Genomic DNA, 17,298 nt, shown 5'->3' on the forward strand with positions numbered 1-17,298 from the left:
TGTCATCAAACATGCAGGGGAATTGACGACAGCATGCCATCCAAATCCAAGATTGCCTTCGTGACGATCGGCCAGGCGCCCCGTGTGGATCTCGTTCCCGAGATGATGGCGGAGATTACCGTCGGCCTGCCGGAAGGCAGCATCGAATTTCGCGAATTCGGCGTGCTGGACGGCATGAACGCGGAAGAGCTCGATGCCATGCGCGCCAGAGACGGTGAGCATTCCTTCGCAACGCGCTTGAAGAGCGGCGAAGAAATCGTTTCCTCCAAGGCACTGACCGAAGAAAAGCTGAATCTTCTCCTGAAGAAGATCGATGGTGAAGGTTTCGACCTGATCGTCCTCCTGTGCACCGGCACGAAGATCGAGCCGCTCGAACATACGCTGGTCGTCGAAGCGCAGCGCATCGTCGACTCGACAGTCGAGGCTCTGGCCGCCTCCGCCCGCAAGCTCGGGGTCATCGTGCCGCTCGAACGGCAGGTGCGCGACTTCAACGAGCGGCATGTCTTCAGCGGCGATCACAGCATCGTGTCGGCCTCACCCTATGCGGGCGACGACATGGGCATGCGCGCCAAGCAGCTCGATGATTGCGATCTCATTGTCATGCATTGCATGGGCTATTCGGCGGAGATGCTCGATGAGGTCCGCCGCGCCGTCGATGCCCCGGTTCTCCTGTCGCGCCGCGTCGTCGCGGGCGTTGTCCGTCAAATGATCTGAACAACCAACATACGAACAAGAGAGGGAACGAATGTTCGGCAAAATCATCAGGAATATCGCAATTGCGGGGCTGCTTGCCTCGTCGGTCCTCGCCTCGCCGGCTGGAGCCTTCGAGCGCACCGACAAGGGGAACGTGATCGTGTTCGGCGGCCGGCAGGCGATCCCGGTTCTCGATCCGCATATCCGCTACGACTGGTCGACGCGCATGATCCAGCAGGCCGTCTACGACGCGCTTTTGAAATATGAAGGCGATCCGGCCGAGTTGAAGCCGTGGCTCGCCGAAAAGTGGGAAACCAGCGCCGATGGAAAGACCTGGACCTTCCACCTTGCCAAGACCGCCAAATTCCATAACGGCGATCCGGTGACGGCGGAAGCCGTTCGCTACTCCTTCGAGCGCGGCCTGAAGCTCAACAAGGGCGTGGCCTGGATGCTCAAGGACTTTCTGGCGCCGGAAGGCATCAGCGTGGTCGACGAATATACCGTGAAGTTCGACCTTAAGGCCCCCTATGCACCTTTCCTCTCCTTCCTGCCCTGGTGGTACATCGTCAATCCTGCCGAGGTGAAGGCGCATGAGGTGGACGGCGATTACGGTCAGAAGTGGCTGACCGACCATGCGGCCGGCTCTGGCCCGTTCAAGCTCGGTCGCTGGGAGCCGAACGTCCTTTATGAAGTCGAATCCGTCGAGAACTACTGGAAGGGTTGGCCGCAGGGTGACAAGAACCGCCCGGCCGGCGTGATCTTCAAGATCATCCGCGAGCCCGCCGCCCAGAAGGCAGCGCTACAGCGCGGCGAAGCCGACATCGTCGAGGGGCTGACGCCGGATGATTACATGCAGATCAAGCGGGTGCCCGGCATCGCCATCGAAGACCACAAGGGCATGACCACCTTCGGCATCAAATTCAACACGCAGAAGGGCCCGACCGCCGACATCAACTTGCGCAAAGCGATCGCCTACGCGCTCGACTACGACGCGCTGATCCAGGTCTATAACGGCGCCGCAACGCTGGAAACCAGCCCCCTGCCGGACGCCATGAAAGGCCATATTCCGGTTCCCGGCATGCCGCGCAAGGACCTCGCCAAGGCCAAAGAATATCTTGCCAAGTCCGGTTACCCGAACGGCGGCATCACCCTGCCTTATGTGCATGTCGCCGGCCTCGAAGAAGCCCGCCGCATCGGCCTCGTGCTGCTTGACAGCCTGAAGCCGCTCAACATCAATGTCGAGATCAAGCCGGAGCAGTGGCCGAACATGGTCGCCAACGGCTCGAAGGTCGAGACCTCACCGGCCATGACCTCGGTCTACACGACGCCGGTCTCCACCGATCCGGACGCCGTCGCCTACCAGTACCACAAGGCGAGCTGGGGCCAGTATTACGCGATGATGTTCTACGACAATCCGAAGGTTTCGGAGATGATCGACAAGGCACGCGGCTCGACCAACTGGGATGAGCGCGCCAAGCTCTACGCCGACATCCAGACGCAGATCGTCGCCGACCAGCCGGAAGTCTTCGGCATGCTGCAGAACCGCCGCTGGGCCCGCCGTGACTACCTGCAGGGTTTCCAGTTCAGCCCGGTCCGCTTCACGGGTGAAGTTGACCTCTATCCTCTGTGGGTGAAGGCCGAATAACCGCTGGCTGTTCCCCCACCTTGCAGCCAGAATGGTGCACATGGCCCGGCTCCCCAGTTTCGGGCCATGCGCAATTATAATTGAACGGAGAAGACGGTGCTGACATTCGCCTTCCGCAAATTGCTGACGCTGGTCGGGACGATGATCGGCATTGCCGCGCTGACGTTCCTCATCACCAATGTCGCGCCGGGCGATCCTGCTCGTCTCGTGGCCGGCCCCAACGCCACCGAGGACATGGTGGCGACCCTCCGGACCGAATATGGTCTCGACAAGTCGCTGCCCGAACAGTTCATCGTCTATATGGGCGATCTCGTGCGCGGCGATCTCGGCCAGTCCATCGTCACCACCCGCCCGGTCATGGAAGAGGTGCTGCGCTATGCGCCGGCGACGCTTGAACTCGTCTTCGTCGCCATGGCGCTCGGCATCGTCGTCGGCGTACCGCTTGGCATGCTCTCGGCCGTCTACAAGGACGGACCGCTCGACCATGTGACGCGCATCTTCTCAATCTCGGGCGTCGCACTGCCGGCCTTCTGGTTCGGCATCATCCTGCAGCTGATGTTCGCGGTCGATCTCGGCTGGCTGCCGGTCTCGGGCCGCCTGCCGCTCGTCACCCGACCGCCGGAGGCTTACACCGGCCTGCTCCTTGTCGACAGCCTGATCTCCGGCCGCTTCTCGACTTTCTGGACCTCGCTGCAGCACATCATTCTGCCGGCCGTCGTGCTCTCCTTCCCCTGCCTTGCCTCCATCCTGCGCGTCAACCGCGCCGAAATGATCGAGGTGCTGCAGTCCGATTATATCGTCGCGGCACGCGCCCACGGCATTGCTTCCTTCCGCATCGTCGGGCTTTACGCGCTGAAGAACGCCATGCTGCCGACGCTTGCGATGATCGGGCTGCGCTTCGGCTGGATGCTTGGTTCGACCGTGCTGGTCGAAACCGTCTTCGACTGGCCGGGCATCGGGCTTTATGCCGTGTCTTCCGCCCTTTCTTCCGACTTCAAGCCCGTCATCGGCGTGACGCTGATGATCGGCTTCTTCTTCATCGTCGCCAACACCCTTGTCGATCTCGCCTATGCCTGGATCGACCCCCGTCTCAGGAGCGCGTGATGACGACCCAGATGACCACGCCGGTCTCCGCCCCGGTCAACGATCCGGCGGCGCTTCCCCGCCCACTGACCTTCCGCGAACGGCATGAAAGCCAGATCCGCCAGTGGCGGCTCTATGGCCACATGTTCCGCAAGAGCTTCTCCTCCATGCTCGGCCTGACGCTGGTCGTGCTCTTTCTCCTGCTGGCGGCTTTCGGCCCCGTGCTCGCGCCCTTTCCGGAAGCGGCAAGCGGTGCGATCGACATGTCCAACAAGCTGATGCCGCCAGGCGGCGGCAACTGGTTCGGCACCGACGAGATGGGCGCGGACATCTTCTCCCGCGTCATCATGGGTGCCCGCACCTCACTCTGGATCGGCCTCATCATCACCGGCATCGGCGCACTGATCGGCGTGCCGCTCGGCATCATCGCCGGTTATAACGGCGGCTGGGTGCGCGCGATCATCATGCGCATCACGGAACTTTTCCTGGCCGTACCGGGCCTGGCACTGGCGCTGGCGATCGTCGCGGCGCTCGGCCCCGGCATCACCAATTGCGTGCTGGCGCTCTCGCTCGTCTGGTGGCCAGGCTATGTGAGACTGGTCGAGGCGAAAACGCTCTCTGTCAAGGAGGAGCTTTTCGTGGAGTCGGCCCGTTCGATCGGCGCCAGGACGCCGTGGATCCTCTGGCATCACATCCTGCCCAACTGCCTCTCGCCGATCATCGTCAAGATGAGCATGGACATGGGCATGGCGATCCTGTCCGCCGCCAGCCTCGGCTTCATCGGTCTGGGGGCCCAGCCGCCGGCGCCTGAATGGGGCGCGATGATCTCGGTCGCCCGCACCTACATGCCGGACTGGTGGTGGTATTCGCTCTTTCCCGGTGCGGCCATCTTCCTCACCGTGCTCGGCTTCAACCTGTTGGGCGACGGCCTGCGCGATATCCTCGATCCCCGGAGCCGCGACCGATGACCGGACCTCTTCTCAACATCAAGAACTACCGGCTCGACATCGGCACATTCGATGGTCCGGTGCATGTGCTCAAAGACATCAACCTCACAGTCAATCGCGGCGACACGCTCGGCATCGTGGGCGAAAGCGGTTCAGGCAAGACGGTGCTGGTCCGCTCCGTGCTCGGCATCGGCCCGAAAAACTCCAAAGTCGTCGAAGGCAGCATCGCCTTCGACGGGCAGAACATCACTCGGCTGTCGGAAAAGGACTGGATGAAGATCCGCGGCATCCGCATCTCGATGATCTTCCAAGATCCGATGACCTATCTCAACCCGCTCTTCACGGTCGGACGGCAGATTTCCGACGTCATCGCCGCGCATGAGAAGGCTGCCGGTCAGGGCGTTTCCTCCAAGGCGGCACGCCGCGCCCGTACCGAGGAACTGCTAGACCAGGTGGGGCTGCCGAACCCGGCCATGCTGTTTTCCCAATATCCGCACCAGCTTTCCGGCGGCATGCGTCAACGCGTGCTGATCGCCATGGCGCTCGCCGGCAAGCCGGACCTGCTGATCGCCGACGAGCCGACGACCGCCCTCGACGTGACAGTCCAGGCACAGGTGCTCGATCTCATCAACTCACTGGTCGAGAAGCTGAACCTCACCGTCATCATGATCAGTCACGACATCGGCGCGATCGCAACGATCGCGAAACACTGCGCAGTCATGTACAAGGGTGAGATCGTCGAACAGGGCCTGACGGCCGACATCCTTAGCCGTCCGCAGCACGAGTATACCAAACGCCTGCTCGCCGCCGTTCCGGATATCAACGCCGCGGCTGAGAAGGTTGCCGCCGAACCATCACCGGCCAACCCCGCCAAGCCCGGCGCGCTCCTTCAGGCGATCGATCTGAAGAAGGTTTACCGCAGCCAGTCCGGCACAGAATTCGCGGCCGTCAATGGCATCAGCCTTTCCGTGAAGACGGGCGAAATCTTCGGTGTCGTGGGCGAATCCGGTTCCGGCAAATCGACGCTGGCACGCATGCTGCTCCGCCTCATCGAGCCGACATCCGGCGACATCGTCTTCGACGGACAGAATATCACGAGCCTGACCGGCGAACCGCTCAGGCAGATGCGCCGGCACATGCAGTTCGTCTTCCAGAACCCGCATTCCGCACTCAACGGTCGTCACACGATCGGCGATGCGATCGGCGAACCGTTGCGCATCCAGACCGGCATGAGCCGTCGCGACATCGAAGCACGCACCGAGGCCCTGCTCGACATCGTGCAACTGCCGACCATGTTCAAATATCGTTATCCGCACGAGCTTTCCGGTGGCCAGAAACAGCGCGTCTGCATCGCCCGCGCGATCGCACTCAATCCGCGCCTGCTGATCCTCGACGAACCGACCTCAGCACTCGACATCTCGGTACAGGCACAGGTGCTGGATTTCTTGCAACAACTCCGCGCAGAGCTTAACCTGACCTACGTCTTCATCTCGCACAATCTCGCAGTCATTCGCCAGATCTGCGACCGGACGATCGTCATGAAGCGCGGCGAGATCGTTGAACAGGGCGACACGGAACAAATATTCCTGTCGCCCCGTCAGGACTACACAAAGGCACTCATCGAAAGCGGCAGGAAGACCTCTCGGGCAGCAAGCCTGGGGGCCTAGAGCCGATCATATCCTTTAAGAGGTTGAATGAACTATCGCCGGAATGCCAGCAGCCTGCCCGTCTCGTCCGGCGGTAATAAGGATTTCTGAGAAGACACGCTTGCGGGGAAAGTCACCACATTGGTCATATCCGGCCCTGCATTTGCGCGGGCAGATAGCAGCGCATAAAGTTCCGGCACGAGCCCATCGCCGTTTTGTTCGGCAAGTTTGTGCAGACCGATGAAAAGGCTCATGTCACGACGTTCTTCGTTCATCATTGCGTTCCTTCATGGTCTGGAGCGCCCGCTCCAGACTGGATTTCGAGCCGTTGCGCAGCGGAACGAAGGTGACGCCGAATTTCTTGCAGCCGGTCTTCACCCTCAGACACGCATCGTGGCTGATACAGTCGATGGGGCAGAAAACGCAGTCGACCGACGGCAACACCGTATCGATGCGCGAAACAGCTTCGCGTAGGCCGCCGTCATGATGGATCAACTCGGCGCCATGCTTGCTGGCGATCTCGCGCAGATGCGCAACCTGACAGTCCCTCCCTCCGACATAGAGAAAGCTGCGGACGTCGATCGCGCTACCGCTGGCGACAGAGGATGCCGTCTTGCCGGTCTCCTCCGCGCCGCTATTACCGTTCTTCCGCTTCTGTTTCTTCGCCATGACGCTCCTCGTTTGGCAGCCGAATCTGGTGGGACAATCCCTCGATGGAGCGCACCTTATTAAACTTGATTTTCATAGTAAAGATTAAAGTCGACTCTTTTTATCAGGATATATCCAGTCACCTGACAGGCCGGCTACGACAAAAATTTACCGTTTGATAAATTTTTTGGCTGTGATACGCTTTGATCAATAGTTGTCCATGAATCCATAAAAGAGGGAACCAAAATGGATCGACTGGGAAACGGTATTGAGGCCGGCCGCCTCACGCCGGCGGAATATGAGTCGAATTTCGCCGACCTGCACCCACGTTTCGACCGGCATGAAGCGCTGGTCGCATCCGACCGTTGTTATTTCTGTTACGACGCGCCATGCATGACGGCCTGTCCCACCTCGATCGATATCCCGATGTTCATCCGGCAGATATCCACGGGCAATCCGCTGGGTTCGGCCAAGACGATCTTTGACCAGAATATTCTGGGTGGCATGTGCGCCCGCGTCTGTCCCACCGAAACGCTCTGCGAAGAAGCCTGTGTGCGCAACACTGCGGAAGACAAGCCTGTCGAGATCGGCAGATTGCAGCGATATGCGACCGACATCGCAATGGAGACGGGCAAGCAGTTCTATGCCCGCAAGGCGCCGACCGGAAAGACGGTCGCGATCGTCGGGGCAGGCCCCGCCGGTCTTGCCGCGGCCCATCGGCTTGCCATGCATGGCCATTCCGTCGTGATCTTCGAAGCGCGCGAAAAGGCGGGCGGCCTCAACGAATACGGCATCGCCACCTACAAGGCCGTCGACGACTTCGCGAGCCGCGAGGTGGATTACGTGACTGCGATCGGCGGCATCGAAATCAGGAACGGACAGGCGCTCGGCCGCGATTTCTCGCTTGCCGACCTGACGACCAGATATGACACCGTCTTCCTCGGCATGGGGCTTGCCGGCGTAAACGGCCTCGGCGTCGAGGGCGAAGACCTTTCCGGCGTCGAGGACGCGGTGGATTTCATCGCCTCGCTTCGGCAGGCGAAGGACAAGGCAACCATTCCGGTCGGACGGAGGATCGTCGTCATCGGCGGCGGCATGACCGCGATCGACGCAGCGATCCAGTCCAAGCTGCTTGGGGCGGAGGAAGTGACGATCTGCTACCGCCGCGGCAGGGAGAACATGAACGCCTCGACCTATGAGCAGGATCTCGCAACCGCCAACGGCGTCATCATCCGCCACTGGCTGGCGCCGAAGGCGATCCTCGGCAAGGACGGCAGGGTGGCCGGCATCGAGGTGGAATATACCGCGATGCGCGACGGCAAGCTCGTCGGCACGGGAGAAACCGGCGTGATTGCCGCCGACCAGATCTTCAAGGCGATCGGCCAGACATTCGCGGCGTCTGGCCTCGGAGCGCTGACGATGGACAAAGGCAAGATCGCCGTCGATGCCGAAGGCCGCACCTCGATTGAGGGTGTATGGGCCGGCGGCGACTGTATCGGGCTCGGCGAGGATCTGACCGTCTCGGCCGTCGCTCAAGGACGCGATGCCGCTGAATCCATCAACCGCATGCTTGCTGCGGGTGCGCAGCCTGCCGTTGCCGTCGCTTGAGGGGGAGTGTGAACCATGGCTGATCTCCGCAACAATTTCGTCGGCATCAAGTCCCCGAACCCCTTCTGGCTTGCCTCCGCACCGCCGACCGACAAGGCCTATAATGTCGAGCGCGCCTTCAAGGCGGGCTGGGGCGGCGTCGTCTGGAAGACGCTGGGCGAAGAAGGCCCGCCGGTGGTCAATGTCAACGGCCCGCGTTATGGCGCGATCTGGGGCGCCGATCGCCGCCTGCTCGGCCTGAACAATATCGAGCTCATCACCGACCGCGACCTCTACACCAACCTTCGCGAGATGAAGCAGGTGAAGATGAACTGGCCGGACCGGGCGCTGGTGGCCTCTATCATGGTCCCCTGCGAGGAAAACGCCTGGAAGGCGATCCTGCCGCTGGTGGAAGAGACCGGCGCCGACGGCATCGAGCTCAATTTTGGCTGTCCCCACGGCATGTCCGAGCGCGGCATGGGCTCCGCGGTCGGCCAGGTGCCGGAATATATCGAGATGGTGGTGCGCTGGTGCAAGCAGTACACCCGCATGCCGGTCATCACCAAGCTCACCCCGAACATCACCGACATCCGCAAGCCGGCGCGCGCCGCCAAGGCGGGCGGCACTGATGCCGTCTCGCTAATCAACACGATCAACTCGATCGTCTCCGTCGATCTCGATAATTTTGCCCCCAATCCGACGGTCGGCGGCAAGGGCTCGCATGGCGGCTATTGCGGTCCGGCGGTCAAGCCGATCGCGCTCAACATGGTGGCCGAGATCGCCCGTGATCCGGAAACCTATGGTCTACCGATCTCTGGCATCGGCGGCATCACCACCTGGCGGGATGCGGCGGAATTTTTAGCGCTCGGAGCCGGCAACGTGCAGGTCTGCACCGCAGCCATGACCTATGGCTTCAAGATTGTCCAGGAGATGATCACCGGTCTTTCTGACTGGATGGACGCGAAGGGCCACAGGAGCCTCGACGATATCATCGGCCGTGCCGTCCCGAATGTCAGCGACTGGCAGTATCTCAACCTCAACTACATCGCCAAGGCGCATATCGACCAGGACGCCTGTATCAAGTGCGGCCGCTGTCACATCGCCTGCGAGGACACCTCGCATCAGGCGATCACCAGCATGGTCGACGGCGTACGCCATTTTGAGGTGATGGAAGAGGAATGCGTCGGCTGTAATCTCTGCGTCAACGTCTGTCCGGTCGAAAACTGCATCACCATGGTCGGGCTTGAACCCGGCGCGCTCGACAAGCGCACGGGCAAAGTGGTCGATCCGAGCTACGCCAACTGGACGACGCATCCGAACAATCCGATGGCAAGGCAGGCAGCGGAGTAGCTGAACCGTGATGCCTCGGCCAGCTTGGCCGAGGCATTTTCCACCGCCCTTTCCGGATCAGAAGTGCCATACGATGAGGCGCTGCTTTGAGGGAACAAACTCGTCACCTCATATGTCTATGAACAGCGTTGCAAGAATGGATGTCAAAGGCCAACGAGGCATATGATGAAATCTCTCGCTCCGGCAACAACTGCGCTTTTGATGTTTTAAGAACGAACCGTAGGCCCCTTTTTAACTCTAGTGAACTGCTTCCTGGATGGTTACAGCTTGACCATCCGTCGGAGCCGCCTGACAATTCATCACGTATGCAAGATGTGCCTTGGACATTGAGTTAGTCGCAGGCCCCCATCGTTACTGACAACGACCGTCTCGCTGAAGCCGAGACCCAGCGCAGTCGCATAAAGATGGAACACCATCCCCTCCTCCAGCGCCCAATCCGACGTCGGCAGAAAAACGCCGGAAAAATCGCTGGTGCGTGGGGTGCGGGTGTATAGACCCAATGTGTAAGCCGTGACGTTGTCATAAGACGGCCGCAGGCCTGAATCGAGCGCTCCCTGCCTCATGATCGCATCCACGTCGCGGGCGATCGCCCCCGGCTTCATCGCTGCGATCTGCCGATCCTGAAGTTCCACCAGCCTGTCAGCGCTGGCAGAAAGGGCGGCAGGGGGTGCACCGACAATGATCGGCCGCATGATGCGCGCACCGTAGTTTCCGACGCGCGGAATGAGTTCGACATGCAAGATGTCGCCCTCTTCGATCTCCTCGGTCTTGAACGCGCCATGCAAGAACTCGTGGTTACCGCGCGCCTTTACGACAGGTCCGACTTCGCCGGTATCGGCGCCCTCGCGCAGGAAGACACTGGAGGCGATAGCAGCCGCATCGCGGGTCGTCATCCCAAGCCTGGCATGACGCGCGATTTCCAGCATGGCCTTGTCGGCGATCAAGGATGCCTGCTTGAGAAATGCGATCTCTTCTTGCGACTTCACCCAGCGCAGACTATCGCTGAGCCCCGGCATGGGCACGAATGCCGCCTGTGGAAGAAGCGTCTTCAGACGCATGAACGTCTGGGCGCTCATGCTGTAGGAGTTGGTATCCAGCCCGATCCGCACACCGGCAAATCCGCGATCGCGGATGCTGCCGGCAACCGCAGCCAGCGCCTCATTCGTATCGGCAAAACCGACGATATCCGTAATCCAACTCTTCTCACGGCACGGCGCCTCGTCGAGTGCGCGCAGCGTGAACCAGGCATCGCCCTCGCGTGGCAGGAAGGCCGCGCGATACATGGTTTCAGACACGGTATAGCCCGTCAGCCAGGCCAGGAGCTCGCCGCTGTCGACGAGTAGTAGATCCACACCGGCGGACATCATGGCGCCCCGGGCGCAAGCGATGCGGCGTTCAAATTCTGCCCGGGAGAACATCTCAGACTGCCTCGCAGATATCGAGGATGGTCAGCATGTAGACGCGGATCATGTCGAGGAAGTCAACGATGTCGACACGCTCGTCGGGCATTGTGTTGTAACGACCGCCCGGCCCGCAGACGATGCCTTCCATGCCAAGCTCATGATAGAGGTGGCCGGCATCGGTGCCGTAAAAGCGTGTCGGGGTGATCGCGCCGGTGGGCTGCTTTTGGCCGCGGACGGCTTCGTAAGCGGCGTTGATCGACCTGACGATGCGCGAATCCGGGGAGACTTCAAAGGGCGGCATCAGCGGACGGCCTTCGATCATTTCCGGAACGAGCTTGGCTTTGAGGCCCGGGAAGCGGTCCTCAAGCGCGCGCAATTCCTTGTCCAGATCGGCCAGAACACCCTCCTGCGTCTGGCCCGGAGCATAACGGCACGACCCCTTGAGCCGGACGAAATCGGCCACCTGCGGCGGACGCCACTCTTCCAGATTGCGACCGAGCGCGCCGTGGACGACGCCGACATGGCCGCGGTTGACAGAGCGGTGAACATCGCTCCTGGCGCCGCTGAAGGTCATCGCGTTGATGCGCGGGATGATGTCGCAAGCAGCTGCGATGGCATCAACTGATTCCTCCCGCTTCGACAGATGGCGAGTGTCGCCGGTCAGCTCGATCACATAGCTCAACGCTGCAGCATGCATGGTGACCGCGACGAGGTCGCTCGGCTCGCTGTTGATGAAGTAATCGGCCTTAACGCCGCTTTTGATTGCGGCAAGCGTGCCGACGCCGCCCTGCAATTCGCCGACGACGAAGGTCAGGATCACATCGCCCTTCAGCTTGATGCCGGCGTCAAGCAGCGTCTTTACGGCGCAGAAATAGGCAGCATCGCCCGCCTTCATGTTGGAAACGCCGATGCCGTAGATGAACTTGTCATCGACAAGGCCGGCATAGGGATCGACCGTCCAGCCCTCGGTGACCGGGTTGGTATCAAGATGGCCGTTGAACAGCAGGCTCTTGCCGCCGCCCTGCCCTTTCAGACGGCCGATCGTGTTGAAACGGCGCCCTTCGTCGAAGGCCTGAAGTTCGGCCTCGACGCCGATCTTTTCAAGCTCTTTCGCCATGAAGCGGGCGAGGTCCTTCTCGCCCTCGGTCTCCGAGTGGCTCTTGTGCTGGACCATCGTCGACAGGAAATCGAGGCAGGCCTTTTCGTCGATCCGGTCCAGCAGGGACTTCGGGTCCATTGTCATGCTCCTTGATGCGGTGTCATTGATATTGGGCGGCGGCGCGCGGCACCGCCTCGATCAGGCGGCGGGTATAGTCCGCCCGGTCAGGGCTATCGATCTCATCGGCCTTCACCACCTCGATCAGGTCGCCGCGATACATGACGGCGATCCGGTGGGCGATCTGGCGGATCAGGTTGAGGTCGTGGGTGATGAAGAGATAGGCCGTACCGCTCGCCTTCTGCAATTCCAAGAGAAGCTCCACGACCGAGGCCTGCACCGAGACGTCGAGCGCCGAGGTGATCTCGTCGCAGATGACGAGTTTCGGTCTGGAAGCAAATGCGCGGGCTATCGCCACACGCTGTTTCTCGCCGCCCGAAAGCTGGTGCGGATAGCGGTTCGCGTGGGTGCGCGGCAGGCGTACCTGTTCCAGCATGTCGCCGATCTGCTTGTCGAGATCGGTGGTATCCCCGAACAGTTTCAGCGGACGTGACAGAATTTCCGAGATCTTCTGGCGCGGATTGAGCGATGCATCCGGGTGCTGGAAGATGATCTGCACGTCCTTGCGGTAAGCATTGTCCATGTCGGACGAGCTGCGGATCTCGCGCCCGTCGAACCAAATCCTACCTTCGAAGCGATTAAGCCCGGTCATTGCCTTGGCCAGCGTCGACTTGCCTGAACCGGATTCACCGACGATACCGAGGATTTCGCTCGCATTGACGACGAGGTTGATGGCGTTGTTGCCGGTGACAAGGTCCATCTTCCGGCCGGTCAAGGCCGCGAAGAACGGCTTGCGGCCGAAATAGACGCTGACGTTTTCGACCCTCACCAGTGGTTCGTCAGTCGCAACGACATCATCCTTCACCAACCGATGGGCGGGATCGGGGACGGCGGCGATCAATTCGCGGGTGTAGGCCTGCTTCGGACGGGTGAAGATCTCGCGGACGCTGCCCTGCTCAACGATATCCCCGCGCCTGATGACCGCCACACGGCTGGCGGTGCGCGCGACCAGCGCGAGATCGTGTGAGATATAAAGTGACGCGACGCCGGTCTCGGCCTGCAGTCCTACAAAAAGGTCGAGGATTTGGCGCGAGGTGATGACGTCGAGCGCCGTGGTCGGCTCGTCGAAAATGATGCATTGTGGGTTGCAGGCAAAGGCCGAGGCGATAACCACGCGCTGCTTTTCGCCGCCTGACGCTTCGTGAGGCATGCGATGCATCATCTGTGCCGGCGTCTTCAGGCCCACATGCGCCAGCAAGGCCTCGCCCTCCTTCCACGCCTGCTGACGTGTCAGCCTGCGATGGCGCACGAGCACTTCCGACAGTTGGGTACCAAGCGACAGCGTCGGGTTGAGCGACGTGCTCGGATCCTGAAACACCATACTGATACGCCGGCCGCGAAACGTTTCCATCTCACGTTCGGATTTTTCCAGCAGGTTGTCGCCGCAGAGCAGGATCTTGCCACCGGGTTCGCGCGCATTCGTCGGCAGGTAGCGCATGATTGACCACGCAAGCGAGGTCTTGCCGGACCCGGATTCACCGACGAGCCCGAGAATTTCGCCGCGCTTGATGGCAAGATCGATGGTCTTCAGCGCGTGGTACGGACCGTTCGCGGTCTCGTAATCCAGCGAGTAGTTTTCGATCGCAAGAACCGGGCAATCTTCTGTATCGGTCATAATGTCTACCTCAGGTTCGCGGATTGAGGGCATCGCGAAGCCCGTCGCCCAGAAGGTTGAAGCCGACAGCGACGATGGCGATCGCCACACTCGGCCAGATCAGGATGCCGGCACTCAAGTGCATGTAGCGGCGCGCTTCAGAGACCATCAGCCCCCATTCGGCGGCCGGCGGCTGGGCACCAAGACCGAGGAAGCTCAAGGTCGCGAACAGCATCACGGCAAACGAGACGCGGATGGTCATCTCGACGATGATCGGAGCAATGACGTTCGGCAGCATTTCGCGGCGGATGATATAGGCGGAGCTTTCGCCGCGGGCGATGGCCGCATTGACGTAGTCCTGCTTGCGGACGGAGAGCGCGACGCTGCGGGTGATGCGTGCCATGCCCGGTGCAAAGGCGATGGCGACGGCAATCAACGCATTGATCGTGCTGGAGCCGAGAAGGTTCACCACCAGCAAAGCGAAGAGCAGGCTCGGGATCGACATGACAGCATCGATGGTGCGCATGATCAGCTCGTCGGCGCGGCCGCCAAGGAAGGCGGACGCGGTGCCGATCAGGGCGCCGATCAAAGTGCCCGCGATGGTGGCGAGCACGGCCATGACGACGGTGGCGCGGGCGCCGATCAGCAGACGGCTGAATATGTCGCGGCCATACTGGTCGGTTCCGAGCCAATAAGAAAGGCTCGGCCCCTTGTAGCGGGAGAGCGGGGAGAGAGCTTCCGGGTCGTGCGGTGCGACCATCGGACCGAAGACGACGATCAGCATGACGAGTACCACGAGCAAGATGCCGATGGCACCCTGCGGCGTCCTCAGGAGACGTTTCATGAACTCAGTCATACTGGATCCTCTTGTCGAGCCAAGCGTAGAGGATGTCGGCAATGAAATTGACGATTGAATAGGTGGCGGCCATGATCAGCACGCCTGCCTGGATGGCCGGCAAGTCGCGCGCCTGGATGGCGACGATCAGCTGGCGGCCGATCCCCGGTATTGCGAAGATCTCCTCCACGACAATCACGCCACCGAGTAGGTACCCGACATCGAGGGCCACAATAGTGATGGTTGGCAGGAGCGCATTGCGCAGCGCATGACGACGAAGAACCTGGCCCGATGAAATGCCCTTCAACCGGGCAGCGCGAATATAATCCGTATGCAGCACATCGACCAGCTCGGAGCGGACCATGCGCGAGACGTGGGCGATGAGAATGATCGAGATGACGCAGACCGGCAGCACGAGATGGACGATGCCGTCCACAAAGTTTTCCGTCAGCGGCACATAACCAGTCGGTGGCAGCCACTTCATCCAGTCGGCGAAGATGAGCACGGCAATCGTCGCGGTAACGAATTCCGGCAACGCGACACCGGCGTAGGAGACGAGGCTGACCACGATGTCGGCAACCTTGCCCCGGCGAATGGCAGCAATGATCCCAAGCGGAACGGCAAGGATCAGCATCAGACCGATGGAGAACACTGCCAGAAGCAGCGAGCGCCCGAGCGCTTCGAACATCGCCGGGCCAACTGGCTGGCCTGTGCGAAGCGAAGTACCAAGGTTGCCCTGCAGCACGTGCCAGAGCCAAGTTGCGTATTGCCGCCAGACGGGAGCATCGAGCCCCATGGTCTGACGCAGCGCATCGAGTGCCTCCTTGGTGGCGTTCTCGCCCAACATCATGACGGCTGCATCGGCTGGTAGGATCTGAGTGATGGCGAAGACGATGAGCGACACGACGAATAGCGTGTAGACGATCATCACCAATCGCTTGGCTATGTAGTTCGCAGACAGGAGCGTGTTCCTTGGCAAGGGGGCCGGACACCCGGCGGGGCGTCCGGTGACATTGACAAATCAGCCGCGCTTCGGCGCATTGTCGGCAAGCGAAACATAATCAAGGCGGAATACCGACGCACGCGGGTGCGCCTCGAACCCTTGCACCCAACTACGCTTGGCTGCCAACACGTCGAAAAAGGATGGGATGATCGAGGGAACGTCCTCGTTCATGATTTCCTGCGCCTTGGTATAGAGCTCGGTACGCTTGGCTGGATCGACCGTCCCGCGGGCTTCGGCGACCAGCGCGTCAAAAGCCTTGTTGTTCCAACGCGTCTCGTTCCAGGACGCATCGGAGGTATAAAGCAACTTGAAGATGCCGTCCGGGGTCGGCTGCATATTGTAGAAACCCACGTAGAAGCTGCCCTTCTTCCAGACCTGTTCGAGGTAAGTCGCGTGCGGCATGGTCTGGACATTGATGGTGATGCCAGCTTCCTTGGCCATCTCGCGCAAGGCAACAGCAAGCTGCGTGCGAACCGCAGGCCGGTCGGAAGCGATCAAGGTCAATTCGAGGCCGTTTGCATGTCCAGCCTCGGCTAGCAGCTTCTTCGCTTCGGCAATGTTCTTCTCGCGCTGCTTGACGCCCTTGAAGAATTGGTAGGACGCGTTCAGGGGCGTGTCGTTACCGGGCGTGCCGAAGCCCTCGGTGACGAAACCGACCATCGCCTCGCGGTCCACGGTAAGCGCGATCGCCTTGCGGACGCGGGCATCGTTGAACGGTGCCATGTCACAACCGAAGTTGATGTTGCAAAACTGGCCCGATGGCGTGCGCAACGTATCGATGCCGTCCGTTCCGTCGATGCGCAGAAACTCGGTTGGCTGAATGGTCGAGATGATGTCGACATCGCCGGCAATCAGGGCCGAACCTTCTGCAGAGATGTCGGGGAAGACCTGCACCTCGATGCGGTCGAGATAAGGACGCGCCGGATCATAGTAGTCGGGGTTGCGCTCAACGACGATCAGGCGATCGGGCTCATAGGAAACGAGCTTGAACGGGCCGGTGCCGACCGCCTTGGTAGAAAGGCTCTTCAGGTCGCCGGTCGCGATCGCGGCCGGGATGATGCGAGCGTTGGTGTAGGCCATGGCGACGGGGAGGTCGGCATACGGGCCTGACAGCTTGAACAGAACCGTCGTATCGTCAACGGCAACGACATCGGAGATCGGGCCGACATTGTTGCGCCCCGGGGAAGCGGTCGCAGGATCGAGGATCGCCTTGAAGGTGGCGACGACGTCTCTGGCGGTGAACGCGGAACCGTCGTGGAAGACGACGCCCTTGCGCAGCTTGAAAGTCCACTCGGTCAGACCATCATTCGCGGCCCAGCTTTCGGCGAGATCCGGCTCGATCGACATATCGACCTTCAGGCGTGTCAAGTTGCTGTAGAGCAGCTCAGTCACCAGATATTCCGGGTTGACGCGGGTCAGCAGCGGATGAATGACGCTTGCCGCCTGGTCGACGGAGATGCGCAGCGTGCCGCCCTTGGCCGGGGTTGCGGCCTGAGCGATACTCAGCGGCGGTGCGGCGAGGACGGCGGCAGTGCCAGCAAGGAAGAAGCGACGTTTCATTTCCAGCATTTTCGAGTTCCCTTTGATG

At 61.0% G+C, this 17,298-nt stretch carries 15 protein-coding genes; 7 read left to right on the top strand and 8 right to left on the bottom strand.

Going from position 1 to position 17,298, the window contains the following annotated elements; genetic code table 11:
• Nucleotides 1–33: 33 nt before the first annotated feature.
• The 5 genes from QEO92_RS15410 (at nt 34) to QEO92_RS15430 (ending at nt 6,035) form a co-directional block, all read left to right on the top strand.
• The gene (locus tag QEO92_RS15410) at nt 34–714 is read left to right on the top strand and encodes an AroM family protein (protein ID WP_227703618.1); all 681 of its coding nucleotides are present in this window, start codon (nt 34–36) and stop codon (nt 712–714) included.
• Between the two features lie 31 nt (nt 715–745).
• Nucleotides 746–2,338 carry an ABC transporter substrate-binding protein gene (locus QEO92_RS15415; protein WP_037149401.1) on the top strand — a complete coding sequence of 531 codons (1,593 nt, stop codon included), beginning with the start codon at nt 746–748 and terminating at the stop codon, nt 2,336–2,338.
• A 96-nt stretch (nt 2,339–2,434) separates the two neighbouring features.
• Complete coding sequence (locus tag QEO92_RS15420; protein ID WP_037149398.1) at nt 2,435–3,442, top strand: ABC transporter permease; 1,008 nt, start codon at nt 2,435–2,437, stop codon at nt 3,440–3,442.
• Nucleotides 3,442–4,389, top strand: coding sequence for an ABC transporter permease (locus QEO92_RS15425; RefSeq protein WP_227703619.1), 948 nt, complete (start codon nt 3,442–3,444; stop codon nt 4,387–4,389). Before QEO92_RS15420 ends, QEO92_RS15425 begins: the two co-directional genes overlap by 1 nt.
• On the top strand, nt 4,386–6,035 hold the full coding sequence (locus QEO92_RS15430) for an ABC transporter ATP-binding protein (protein WP_227703620.1): 1,650 nt from the start codon (nt 4,386–4,388) through the stop codon (nt 6,033–6,035). The genes QEO92_RS15425 and QEO92_RS15430 overlap by 4 nt, the downstream gene beginning before the upstream one ends.
• A gap of 32 nt (nt 6,036–6,067) precedes the next feature.
• On the opposite strand, the gene QEO92_RS15435 is transcribed toward QEO92_RS15430, so the two are convergent.
• Both QEO92_RS15435 and QEO92_RS15440 read right to left on the bottom strand, forming a co-directional pair.
• The gene (locus QEO92_RS15435; RefSeq protein WP_227703621.1) at nt 6,068–6,289 is read right to left on the bottom strand and encodes a hypothetical protein; all 222 of its coding nucleotides are present in this window, start codon (nt 6,287–6,289) and stop codon (nt 6,068–6,070) included.
• Nucleotides 6,270–6,683, bottom strand: a complete 414-nt coding sequence (locus QEO92_RS15440; protein ID WP_037149391.1) for a DUF2325 domain-containing protein — start codon at nt 6,681–6,683, stop codon at nt 6,270–6,272. Before QEO92_RS15440 ends, QEO92_RS15435 begins: the two co-directional genes overlap by 20 nt.
• Nucleotides 6,684–6,908: 225 nt before the next feature.
• Here QEO92_RS15440 and QEO92_RS15445 point away from each other — a divergent pair, with 225 nt between their 5' ends.
• Both QEO92_RS15445 and preA read left to right on the top strand, forming a co-directional pair.
• A complete protein-coding gene (locus QEO92_RS15445) occupies nt 6,909–8,270 on the top strand; it encodes an NAD(P)-dependent oxidoreductase (RefSeq protein WP_227703622.1) in 1,362 nt (453 codons plus the stop codon).
• A gap of 15 nt (nt 8,271–8,285) precedes the next feature.
• A complete protein-coding gene (gene preA / locus QEO92_RS15450; protein WP_037149387.1) occupies nt 8,286–9,599 on the top strand; it encodes an NAD-dependent dihydropyrimidine dehydrogenase subunit PreA in 1,314 nt (437 codons plus the stop codon).
• A 299-nt stretch (nt 9,600–9,898) separates the two neighbouring features.
• Here the strand turns inward: preA and QEO92_RS15455 are convergent, their stop codons facing one another.
• From QEO92_RS15455 to QEO92_RS15480, 6 genes are read right to left on the bottom strand one after another with little or no spacing between them, the layout of a single operon-like run.
• Entirely contained in the window at nt 9,899–10,966 is a 1,068-nt protein-coding gene (locus QEO92_RS15455) for a M24 family metallopeptidase (RefSeq protein ID WP_280107446.1), read from the bottom strand.
• A gap of 52 nt (nt 10,967–11,018) precedes the next feature.
• Nucleotides 11,019–12,239, bottom strand: coding sequence for a M20 family metallopeptidase (locus tag QEO92_RS15460; protein WP_227703624.1), 1,221 nt, complete (start codon nt 12,237–12,239; stop codon nt 11,019–11,021).
• 22 nt (nt 12,240–12,261) lie between these two features.
• Nucleotides 12,262–13,893, bottom strand: coding sequence for an ATP-binding cassette domain-containing protein (locus QEO92_RS15465; protein WP_037149383.1), 1,632 nt, complete (start codon nt 13,891–13,893; stop codon nt 12,262–12,264).
• 10 nt (nt 13,894–13,903) lie between these two features.
• Nucleotides 13,904–14,728 (bottom strand): ABC transporter permease, encoded by an 825-nt coding sequence (locus QEO92_RS15470; protein ID WP_037149381.1) that lies wholly within the window; start codon nt 14,726–14,728, stop codon nt 13,904–13,906.
• Nucleotides 14,721–15,668, bottom strand: coding sequence for an ABC transporter permease (locus QEO92_RS15475; protein ID WP_227705180.1), 948 nt, complete (start codon nt 15,666–15,668; stop codon nt 14,721–14,723). The genes QEO92_RS15470 and QEO92_RS15475 overlap by 8 nt, the downstream gene beginning before the upstream one ends.
• A 60-nt stretch (nt 15,669–15,728) precedes the next feature.
• On the bottom strand, nt 15,729–17,279 hold the full coding sequence (locus QEO92_RS15480) for an ABC transporter substrate-binding protein (protein ID WP_227703625.1): 1,551 nt from the start codon (nt 17,277–17,279) through the stop codon (nt 15,729–15,731).
• Nucleotides 17,280–17,298: the final 19 nt, after the last annotated feature.

The sequence above is a fragment of the Neorhizobium petrolearium genome (assembly GCF_029854435.1).
Taxonomy (GTDB): domain Bacteria; phylum Pseudomonadota; class Alphaproteobacteria; order Rhizobiales; family Rhizobiaceae; genus Neorhizobium; species Neorhizobium petrolearium.

Coding starts and splice junctions, on each gene's coding strand:
- QEO92_RS15410 (WP_227703618.1), top strand. CDS start 34: ATGCCATCCAAATCCAAGATTGCCTTCGTGACGATCGGCCAGGCGCCC.
- QEO92_RS15415 (WP_037149401.1), top strand. CDS start 746: ATGTTCGGCAAAATCATCAGGAATATCGCAATTGCGGGGCTGCTTGCC.
- QEO92_RS15425 (WP_227703619.1), top strand. CDS start 3,442: ATGACGACCCAGATGACCACGCCGGTCTCCGCCCCGGTCAACGATCCG.
- QEO92_RS15430 (WP_227703620.1), top strand. CDS start 4,386: ATGACCGGACCTCTTCTCAACATCAAGAACTACCGGCTCGACATCGGC.
- QEO92_RS15435 (WP_227703621.1), bottom strand. CDS start 6,289: ATGAACGAAGAACGTCGTGACATGAGCCTTTTCATCGGTCTGCACAAA.
- QEO92_RS15440 (WP_037149391.1), bottom strand. CDS start 6,683: ATGGCGAAGAAACAGAAGCGGAAGAACGGTAATAGCGGCGCGGAGGAG.
- QEO92_RS15445 (WP_227703622.1), top strand. CDS start 6,909: ATGGATCGACTGGGAAACGGTATTGAGGCCGGCCGCCTCACGCCGGCG.
- preA (WP_037149387.1), top strand. CDS start 8,286: ATGGCTGATCTCCGCAACAATTTCGTCGGCATCAAGTCCCCGAACCCC.
- QEO92_RS15455 (WP_280107446.1), bottom strand. CDS start 10,966: ATGATGTCCGCCGGTGTGGATCTACTACTCGTCGACAGCGGCGAGCTC.
- QEO92_RS15460 (WP_227703624.1), bottom strand. CDS start 12,239: ATGGACCCGAAGTCCCTGCTGGACCGGATCGACGAAAAGGCCTGCCTC.
- QEO92_RS15465 (WP_037149383.1), bottom strand. CDS start 13,893: ATGACCGATACAGAAGATTGCCCGGTTCTTGCGATCGAAAACTACTCG.
- QEO92_RS15470 (WP_037149381.1), bottom strand. CDS start 14,728: ATGACTGAGTTCATGAAACGTCTCCTGAGGACGCCGCAGGGTGCCATC.
- QEO92_RS15480 (WP_227703625.1), bottom strand. CDS start 17,279: ATGCTGGAAATGAAACGTCGCTTCTTCCTTGCTGGCACTGCCGCCGTC.